This window comes from Paenibacillus wenxiniae (genome assembly GCF_039822605.1).
GTDB classification, from domain to species: domain Bacteria; phylum Bacillota; class Bacilli; order Paenibacillales; family Paenibacillaceae; genus Saccharibacillus; species Saccharibacillus wenxiniae.
In genome coordinates this window covers 1-9,280 of record NZ_JBCGUH010000019.1, presented here as the reverse complement: position 1 = coordinate 9,280, position 9,280 = coordinate 1, and the positions used below count along the sequence as shown (strand labels likewise).

The 9,280-nt window shown below is 42.6% G+C and carries 10 protein-coding genes; all 10 read left to right on the top strand.

Features of this window, described 5'->3' with window-relative positions:
- Nucleotides 1-82: 82 nt before the first annotated feature.
- Complete coding sequence (gene rplQ, locus AAHF22_RS21280; RefSeq protein WP_188777864.1) at nt 83-448, top strand: 50S ribosomal protein L17; 366 nt, start codon at nt 83-85, stop codon at nt 446-448.
- A 149-nt stretch (nt 449-597) separates the two neighbouring features.
- The gene (gene truA / locus AAHF22_RS21275; protein WP_347327028.1) at nt 598-1,377 is read left to right on the top strand and encodes a tRNA pseudouridine(38-40) synthase TruA; all 780 of its coding nucleotides are present in this window, start codon (nt 598-600) and stop codon (nt 1,375-1,377) included.
- Between the two features lie 322 nt (nt 1,378-1,699).
- Nucleotides 1,700-2,137, top strand: coding sequence for a 50S ribosomal protein L13 (gene rplM / locus AAHF22_RS21270; protein ID WP_347327027.1), 438 nt, complete (start codon nt 1,700-1,702; stop codon nt 2,135-2,137).
- A 19-nt stretch (nt 2,138-2,156) separates the two neighbouring features.
- Nucleotides 2,157-2,549, top strand: a complete 393-nt coding sequence (gene rpsI / locus AAHF22_RS21265; protein ID WP_347327026.1) for a 30S ribosomal protein S9 — start codon at nt 2,157-2,159, stop codon at nt 2,547-2,549.
- Nucleotides 2,550-3,837: 1,288 nt separating this feature from the next.
- On the top strand, nt 3,838-4,530 hold the full coding sequence (locus AAHF22_RS21260; RefSeq protein WP_347327025.1) for a phosphoadenylyl-sulfate reductase: 693 nt from the start codon (nt 3,838-3,840) through the stop codon (nt 4,528-4,530).
- 314 nt (nt 4,531-4,844) lie between these two features.
- A complete protein-coding gene (gene sat, locus AAHF22_RS21255; protein WP_347327024.1) occupies nt 4,845-6,020 on the top strand; it encodes a sulfate adenylyltransferase in 1,176 nt (391 codons plus the stop codon).
- Between the two features lie 379 nt (nt 6,021-6,399).
- The gene (salA, locus tag AAHF22_RS21250; RefSeq protein ID WP_347327023.1) at nt 6,400-7,509 is read left to right on the top strand and encodes an iron-sulfur carrier protein/transcriptional regulator SalA; all 1,110 of its coding nucleotides are present in this window, start codon (nt 6,400-6,402) and stop codon (nt 7,507-7,509) included.
- A gap of 19 nt (nt 7,510-7,528) precedes the next feature.
- Entirely contained in the window at nt 7,529-7,705 is a 177-nt protein-coding gene (locus AAHF22_RS21245) for a hypothetical protein (RefSeq protein WP_347327022.1), read from the top strand.
- Between the two features lie 207 nt (nt 7,706-7,912).
- The gene (locus AAHF22_RS21240; protein WP_347327021.1) at nt 7,913-8,527 is read left to right on the top strand and encodes a stage II sporulation protein M; all 615 of its coding nucleotides are present in this window, start codon (nt 7,913-7,915) and stop codon (nt 8,525-8,527) included.
- Nucleotides 8,528-8,727: 200 nt separating this feature from the next.
- The gene (locus AAHF22_RS21235; protein ID WP_188778812.1) at nt 8,728-8,958 is read left to right on the top strand and encodes a hypothetical protein; all 231 of its coding nucleotides are present in this window, start codon (nt 8,728-8,730) and stop codon (nt 8,956-8,958) included.
- Nucleotides 8,959-9,280: the final 322 nt, after the last annotated feature.

Below are 9,280 nucleotides of genomic sequence, written 5' to 3'. Positions count from 1 at the left end.
TCAAGAGAAACTACAGGAACTCGGTCTTGGTCTGCGTCAGGAAGAATAGTCATTTAATCATTGATGAAGGAGGGAATACAAAATGGCATACCAAAAATTGGGTCGTAACTCCAGTGCTCGTAAAGCTCTGTTCCGCGATCTGGTAACTGACCTGTTCTTATATGAGCGTATTCAAACGACTGAAGCAAAAGCGAAAGAACTTCGTTCTATCGCAGAAAAGCTGATCACTCTGTCCAAACGTGGAGATCTGCATGCTCGTCGTCAGGTAGCTTCTTTCGTTCGCCGCGAGACTCTCGATGGCAACCAGGATGCAATCCAAAAGCTGTTCTCTGAACTGGCACCTCGTTATGCAGAGCGTCCAGGTGGATACACTCGTATCCTGAAACTGGGACCTCGTCGTGGTGACGCAGCTCCTATGGTTTATCTGGAACTGGTAGACCGCGCGTAACATGCAGATAAAGAAGGGTGGACAGGGTCTCGTGATTCTGGCAAAGCCCTTTTTTTCTCTGTCTGGGTAAGGTTGTGTTTAACAACATGAAGGAGGGGGCTCCATCTGGAGCTCCCTCACTTTGTATGTGGATATAAAGGTGATAACCGATGCGTAATCTATGTATGACCGTCAATTATGACGGAACCCGGTATAACGGCTTTCAGACGCAACCTGATGGAAATACCGTGCAGGATCATCTGGAAAAAGCGATCGGCTCTATGATCGGAGAACGTCCCAAAATTCATGGCTCTGGACGTACAGATGCAGGCGTGCATGCAGTGGGGCAAGTGTTTCACTTTTGGACGGAATCACCGATTCCGGCAGATCGTTGGCCACTGGCACTGAATGGTCGTTTGCCGCGTGATATTATTGTCACTGGCGCCTATGAAGTTCCGATGGAGTTTCATTCACGCCGTTCGGCGAAACGTAAAACATACCGATATACGATCAATGCGAATCAATATCCGGATGTGTTTTTACGCCATATGCAATTGCATCATCCAGGCAAGCTGAATATCGAAGCGATGAATGAGGCGTTTCAGCATTTTGTAGGTACGTATGATTTTACTAGCTTTGCGTCTCGTTATTCGCAAAAGCAAAGTCATATACGTACCGTGCTGGAAACGAGACTGGAGATCGATCTGTCGCAAACCCGGCCGAATACAAGAGACCAGGGGATTCTTCACTTTTATATTACAGGCAATGGCTTTTTACAGCATATGGTGCGGATCATTATGGGAACGCTTATTGGGGTCGGGGAAGGCAAATATACACCGGATGATATTCCAGGTATGATTGCAGCCTGCGACCGAAATGCAGCGGGACCAACAGCGGTCAGCAAAGCGTTAACGATGTGGGGCGTGCATTATGATGAAGTGGAATTTTAGGTATATTGGATTAAGAAAGTTTTCAATAAAAAAGTCTGAAAAAACCATAAATAATGCTTGATTAACGTTCAACCATCCTGTAAAATAAAAGTTGTGTTTTCTTGATGGCTCTCCCACAGCCCCCAATCAAGAGAACGACCTAAACAGCTTTATCCCATTAACTTTAACAATGTATTATCGTGTATAACAACACAAACAATGAAGAACGATCATATATACAGTTGCATTTGATGCACTGTGAAAATAACATTTATTGAATATCTTCTTGAGCTTCATTGCACGAGGAAAATGGATGTTCAAAAAGACTAAGGAGGAACTTCTCATGCGTACAACTTTTATCGCTAAGCCAAGTGAAGTAGAACGCCAGTGGTACATTATTGATGCTGAAGGCAAAACGCTGGGCCGTCTGGCAAGCGAAGTTGCAGCACTGATCCGTGGCAAACACAAACCAACTTTCACCCCTCATGTGGACGGTGGCGATTTCGTAATCGTAATCAACGCTGAAAAAATCCGCTTGACTGGTAAAAAACTGCAAGACAAAAAATACTATCGTCACTCTATGCATCCAGGTGGTCTGAAAGTGACTACTGCTCAACAGATGCTGGACAACAAGCCTGAGCGTGTAATCGAAGCTGCTGTTCACGGCATGCTGCCAAAAACTCGTCAAGGTAATGTAATGAAATTGCGTCTGAAAGCTTATGCTGGCGTAGAACATCCACATGCAGCACAAAAACCAGAAGTTTACGAACTTCGCGGATAATTAAAAGGAGGACAGTTTCATGGCACAAGTACAATACTATGGGACAGGTCGTCGTAAACATTCGGTAGCACGTGTTCGCCTTGTACCGGGTGAAGGACGCATTGTCATTAACAAACGCGACATCAATGAATATTTTGGTCTGGAAACACTCAAACTGATCGTTAAGCAACCACTGAACCTGACAGAAACTATGGGTAGCTACGATGTAATCGTACTCGCTCATGGTGGCGGTATCTCTGGTCAAGCTGGCGCAATTCGTCACGGTATCTCCCGTGCTCTGCTGAAAGCAGATCCTGAACTGCGCGGTTCCCTGAAAAAAGCAGGATTCCTGACTCGTGACCCACGTATGAAAGAGCGTAAAAAATACGGTCTTAAAGCGGCTCGTCGCGCACCTCAGTTCTCCAAACGTTAATATTCCTTGTGTACTACAAGGTTTACCAGAACCTCTGGCCTTCTCAGGTCAGGGGTTTTGTTTTGTTCTTTTGTGTTGTCGTTTGTATTGTTCATATATTTGTATTGTTCATATAATAGTGGTCTAGTTGTTAACATGAGTTCGATCCTTTCATTACATCCGTATAAGGAAAGTAATATAAAGAAAACAGTACGAAGAAAACAGTACAAAGAAAACATATATAGACTATACCTCTATTTACCACTTCGATTTATACACGAGTTCATTCCGAATATACATTTCAGCGTTGCAGCCTGCATACAATTAAATACGATGCCTATCCGTCAAATTAGGAAACTGATGCCTGCTCAGCTATAGTACATATATCTGTATATCAATCTAGGTCACCTACATCATTCTTTGCCGAAGTGTTGTCTGCCCCAGCAAAAATAGGTTACGTACAAAACCTAACGAACCAAGAAGCAGTTCTACCAAGAACCGATTTTAGATTACAAATAAAAACAAATTACAAATGAAAACGAAACAGCGCATTCAATAACTTATCCCCAATCTACGACTAACAGGCGTATATAAAACCTTTCATCCACAGCCTATATCCATTTTATCTGTCCTCAATTACGATTTTTCAACAATAAGCTGGGTATAACAGGGATAACTTTGTGAATATGTGAATGAATTCTGAAAAAATATCATAATTTCACAAGTTATCAACAGCTATCAGCAAACCAATCATTTTTATGTTGTGGATGATGCATAAAGGGACTCCATCTGCATCTCATATGAATCTATTTTAAAAATATTCAATTTCCTCTTGAATTGCGAGTCTACGACTTTTATAATATACATATAATTCTTAGTAGTTTAGTCGGTTTTATTATAGTTACAGGTGAAGAATAAGCATAATCAGCAAACGATAGAATCACAGTAGTCATGGGCAATATCGCAGTCACGTATAAGATCGTAGTTATGTGCAAGATTGTAGTTATGCGGAAAATTGCTATCACGAAGTAAACATAGTTTTGCAGTACAATATTGTTTGGCATTAAAATGCTGCTTGATAGACTTTATAGAAACTGGTATACAAAAGTAGGTAGGCCAAGTGTAAGGAGAATAAGTCGTTTCCCCTGTACAATGATGAAAGTAGCAATGCGATACTGAATCGTTTACAGGTTGCAAACAAACAGGTCCAATCATGTGTTTGTTGGCAGATCAGACACTATTCTTTTTATTTACCAACTTAAAACCAGTTTGGAAAAAAGAACTTAAATTCCATGATGGGGGAAATCACATGAATTTGTTGGAAAAAGAAGAGCTGGCAAGAGTAAAGGCAGAAGAACTGGAACATGCTTCAGCAGAGCAAGTCATTCGTTGGGCAGTAGATAATTTTGAAAGTTTGACGTTTGCGTGCAGCTTTGGTGCTGAGGATGTAGTCATTGTAGATATGCTACAAACGATCAGTCCATCAACGGATATTTTTTACTTGGATACCGATTTTCATTTTAAAGAAACGTATGAGACACGTGATCGTATGGTCGAACGTTATGGATTGAACTTTGTACGTGTAGCTCCTAAGCTTACACCGGAAGAACAGGCAGCTGCTCATGGCGAGTCGCTGTGGACGGTTGACCCGAATGCATGCTGCAATATTCGCAAAGTGGAGCCACTGACTCGTATTTTATCCCAATATGATGCATGGATTACAGGGATCCGCCGTGATCAGGCACCTACACGTGCCAATTCGAAAAAGGTTGAATATGATACCAAGTTTGGCCTGATGAAGTTTAATCCGATTGCTGATTGGACATCAGAAGACGTATGGAACTACATTCGAGATAACGATATTATTTATAATCCACTGCATGATCGCAATTATCCGAGTATCGGTTGTGAATATTGCACCCGTCAAGTTATGCCAGGCGAAGATCCACGTGCAGGACGCTGGGCAGGGAATGACAAGACAGAATGCGGTTTGCATAAATAAGCCATTTTAAATATTTAAATAAAGGATGTAGGTATGTCATACCCATTCACAGCCTAATAGCATTTCAGTTATAGCATTTAAATCCATTCATAATAAATGTGGCATTCATGAAGTCATCTGGTAACGGGTAGAGTGCGATAGTAAGCATATGACACTAGTGAGCATACGCCCAGACATATACATCCTCCTACCCTATACAAGTATCAACACACAGCGATAATATAAACGATCCAATATACAAACGATCAATATATAAGCGATTAATATACAAACCATCAAACGTTAACTACATTCAAATTAAGGGAGAGACCTCAATGACGTCCATATTACCGCACGGAGGCCAATTAGTTCAGCGTATTGTAGAAGGAGAAGCACGCACGCAGTTACTGGAGCAGGCAAAGCAATGGAAGCAGATTCCGATCAACACATGGACCGTATCCGATCTCGATTTGATAGGGGTAGGAGCATTTTCTCCATTAGAAGGGTTTCTGGAAGAGGCAGACTATCATTCCGTAGTCGAGCGTATGCGTTTAGCTAATGGTCTCGTTTGGAGTATTCCAATTACGCTTGCGTTGGAAGAACAGGTAGCTGCTACGCTGGAAAATGGCGAACAGGTAGCACTTGTTGGCGAAGAAGATGGAGTTATTTATGGCGTACTGGAAGTACGTAGTATCTATAAAGTAGATCAGCAGCTAGAAGCGATCAATGTATTCAAAACGAATGATCCCGAACATCCAGGTGTGCAGAAGCTACTTGCTCGCCCTACGACTTATGTAGGTGGTCCGATTCAAGTTTTAAATCGTCCGGTGCCTGCTAAATTCGGCGAGTTTTATTTTGATCCGGCTCAAACACGTCGCTTATTTGCTGAAAAGGGCTGGAAAACAGTAGTCGGCTTCCAGACACGTAATCCGGTTCACCGTGCACACGAGTATATTCAGAAGAGCGCGATGGAAATTGTAGATGCATTGTTCCTGAATCCGTTAGTTGGTGAAACCAAATCAGATGATGTGCCGGCAGATGTACGGATGCGTAGTTATCTTGTACTGCTAGAAAACTATTATCCGAAAGATCGTACGTTCCTCGGTGTATTTCCGGCGGCGATGCGTTATGCTGGCCCTAGAGAAGCGATTTTCCATGCGATGGTACGTAAAAACTATGGTTGCACCCATTTTATCGTTGGACGAGATCATGCAGGGGTAGGCGATTATTACGGCACGTATGAAGCACAGGAGATTTTCACCAATTTTACAGCGGAAGAGCTTGATATTACACCGCTCTTTTTCGAGCACAGCTTCTTCTGCACCAAATGCGGTAATATGGCATCCAGTAAAACATGCCCGCATTCTAAAGAACATCATCTTACGCTGTCCGGCACTAAAGTACGTGCGCTACTACGGGATGGCCAATGCCCACCGCCGGAATTTACTCGTCCAGAAGTAGCGGAAGTATTGATTGAAGGTATGGCTGAACATGTAACGAGTCAGGCGTAAGCAAACCTTGTATCTGTGCATGGATAGAGACACACAAATAGATGAATACGAATATGGATCTATGAGCATGGATCGTTTGAATGGAGTATGAGTCGATTTAGTTCAACCCCTGTCGTATATCCGATGGATTGTTTTAAAGTTGCCAAAAGGGAGCTTCAAACGATACATCGTTTTATACAGTACAGGGGCTTTTTTATGCAAATTTCCTCAATCCGGTACAGAGGCGCTGGTGATATGTTTATATAGTAGAGAGCGACACGGATCATCATCGATTTCTAGTTCATTGCCTACGGAACCGTATACAATGCTATAATGGCAGTATTATGGGTTGACGATGAAAGAGGATCCATGAAATTCATCATAACAAGGAGTGCGCATCATGTTATCAAGAGATTATGTATTGGAACTATTAAGCAAAGTAAAAGATCCACAATATGAATTCCCACTCCTGGAAATGCAATTTATTCGTGATGTCATGGTCAAAGATACACGTATTTCTTTGACGGTAGTATGTATAGAGCTGGGACAGGAATACAAAGAAGCGGTAGAACAGTCGATACGCGCAGCGTTTAAAATTGTGGAGCCGATCGATCTTCATATCCGTTTTAGAGAGCCATCAGAACGTGAGATGGCAACCGTCAGACAACTATTATCTCCAGATGAGCAAAGAGAGCCTACAGCCGAAGAGATCGAGCAAAAAGGTCATGCTGCCGGGCTGGAGAACCTATCTATTATTCATCCAGACTCAGGTGTGCGCTTTATCGCTGTTGCCAGTGGTAAAGGTGGTGTAGGTAAATCCACCGTTACGGTAAACCTGGCTACTTCGCTGGCACGTCTTGGTAAACGGGTCGGTATTATCGACGCAGATATTTATGGTTTTAGTGTGCCGGATATGATGGGCATTGAAGAATACCCGCAAGTAGAGGAAGGTCGTATTCAGCCGATCGAACGCTTTGGTGTAAAAGTCATGTCGATGGGCTTCTTCATTCGTGAAAATAATCCGGTCATCTGGCGTGGCCCGATGCTCGGGCGGATGTTGCGTCAGTTTTTTGCAGACGTCGAGTGGGGAGAGCTAGACTATATGCTGCTTGACCTGCCTCCAGGTACGGGTGACGTAGCATTGGATGTACACCAGATGTTGCCACAAAGCAAAGAAATTCTGGTCACCACTCCACATGCGACAGCTTCATTCGTGGCAGCTCGCGCCGGTGCGATGGCGATTCAAACGAATCACGATATTTTGGGCGTAGTGGAAAATATGGCGTATTATCAAGCACGCGATGGACAACGGGATTATGTATTTGGTCGCGGCGGCGGCGGTATGCTGGCAGAGAATCTACATACCGAGCTGTTAGCACAAATTCCACTTGGCGCTCCGGATAATCTACCTACCGATCCTGATTTCTCGCCTTCCGTATATGCCGAGGACACAGAGATTGGACAAATGTATTTAGAGCTTGCCCAGCAAGTACTGAACAAATACAATTAATCAGCATGGAGCATGGAGCATGGAGCATGGAGCATGGAGCATGGAGCATGGAGCATGGAGCATGGAGCATGGAGCATGGAGCATGGAGCATGGAGCATGGAGCATGGAGCATGTCAAACAGGGACGAGGCCGTATGGCAGCGCCCTGTTTTTCTTTTATTACTATAGTAAGCATTAGCACAGTTCGTAATTCGTGATTGATCTTTAGGCTATGGTACACTATAACTGCTATCGCCCAGCTTTATAATGTATAAAAAAGCTTTACAGCGGTCAAGCTACAACTATATTGGTCGTGTAAACAAAAGTCTGTACATGGGTACAATAGTAAAGTAATGATGCATCTCAATGTATTAGCTCCATACAGCAGAATAGCAGAACAGATCCAATTATAAAGGAGTGAACACATGCTATCTTTTCGCACGTTTTGGTACGATTTAAAACAAAATCGTTCCATGCTCGTCGTAGCAACGATACTATTTGTTTTTGGTGTTATAGCTGGGATTATATGGTCAGAGCCACTTGGCAACTATTTGACCAGTCAGCTAGAGCAGCTACGCAGCGTCAGCAATCAATTAAAACAGGGCGGCAATGTGCAGATGAACTATTTTCTGTTCATTTTCTTCAATAATGCAGTCAAAAGCATTCTCGTTCTTTTGTTTGGTTTCTTTATAGGAATCATACCGGCATTCTTCCTCGTCATGAACGGAATGATTATCGGTTATTTGCTACACGCGTCCAGCTTACAAGGAGCTAATGTAACGGAATTGATCGTCAAAGGGCTTCTTCCGCATGGAATTATCGAAATCCCTGCTATCATTATTGCGTCCGCTTACGGATTAAAGTTCGGTAAGCTCATGCTGGATACAATTACAACATGGAACAAGTCAGGAAGACAAAGACTTCAAAGTGAGCGACGGTCGTTTTTGCGCTCAATTATACCGGCTAGTGTATGGATTGTAATTCTGTTGTTTGTTGCAGCGATTATCGAGAGTACATTCACATACTGGTTAATGAGCTAAAACAGACACTTCCTTTTTGCAGCGATATGTTTACAAGCATATAGAATACGGTTAAATCATCACTATCCAGACTATATCCAGACCAGACTAGAGAATTGCTTGTTGAGCCATAGGCTTTATTGTAAAAAGTAATGGTACAAGCATGATCGTCCGGGATACGAGATAAATGAAGTGATGAGCTAACTTAGGGAGGACTTTATATGCTTGGAATGCTACTAAATGAGAATGAATGCAAAGAGATGGCCTATGTATTGCGCAAAGAACTGGACGAAATGTTATTCGATCTGAGTGATCAGCGTTTAAACCAGGACATTCGACAAGCGATTGATAAAAGGTATAAAACGATCTTCAAAATGTATGCGCGTTTTGCTCCACAAAAGGAACTTGCTAAGTATGTACGCAGCGCACGTTATCCAGAAGCCAAAAACTAATTCAATATAGTTGACGGCTTCCCCTATTTATGATAAATTAATTTTCGCACTAATTAACTTTTAGCGCCGCTAGGAAGGAGATTGAGTTCAATCAACTCACTCCTGACTACAACGGGGCTTAAAAGTTTGAAAAAAGTGTTGACACTGTGAATCTCACATGATATATTATAAAAGTTGTCACGAACGAGTGGTGATGAAAGAAAAAGTATCATGAGCTTCCGTTGTGAAGCGCTTTGAAGCGAAAAACACTTCAAAAAAAGTGCTTGACGAAAGAAACACAACATGATATGATATAAGAGTTGCTGCGAGAGACACTGAGCAG

What these genes read in the sequence shown, in the direction of transcription:
- rplQ (WP_188777864.1), top strand. Translation starts at nt 83, where the DNA reads ATGGCATACCAAAAATTGGGTCGTAACTCCAGTGCTCGTAAAGCTCTG.
- truA (WP_347327028.1), top strand. Translation starts at nt 598, where the DNA reads ATGCGTAATCTATGTATGACCGTCAATTATGACGGAACCCGGTATAAC.
- rplM (WP_347327027.1), top strand. Translation starts at nt 1,700, where the DNA reads ATGCGTACAACTTTTATCGCTAAGCCAAGTGAAGTAGAACGCCAGTGG.
- rpsI (WP_347327026.1), top strand. Translation starts at nt 2,157, where the DNA reads ATGGCACAAGTACAATACTATGGGACAGGTCGTCGTAAACATTCGGTA.
- AAHF22_RS21260 (WP_347327025.1), top strand. Translation starts at nt 3,838, where the DNA reads ATGAATTTGTTGGAAAAAGAAGAGCTGGCAAGAGTAAAGGCAGAAGAA.
- sat (WP_347327024.1), top strand. Translation starts at nt 4,845, where the DNA reads ATGACGTCCATATTACCGCACGGAGGCCAATTAGTTCAGCGTATTGTA.
- salA (WP_347327023.1), top strand. Translation starts at nt 6,400, where the DNA reads ATGTTATCAAGAGATTATGTATTGGAACTATTAAGCAAAGTAAAAGAT.
- AAHF22_RS21245 (WP_347327022.1), top strand. Translation starts at nt 7,529, where the DNA reads ATGGAGCATGGAGCATGGAGCATGGAGCATGGAGCATGGAGCATGGAG.
- AAHF22_RS21240 (WP_347327021.1), top strand. Translation starts at nt 7,913, where the DNA reads ATGCTATCTTTTCGCACGTTTTGGTACGATTTAAAACAAAATCGTTCC.
- AAHF22_RS21235 (WP_188778812.1), top strand. Translation starts at nt 8,728, where the DNA reads ATGCTTGGAATGCTACTAAATGAGAATGAATGCAAAGAGATGGCCTAT.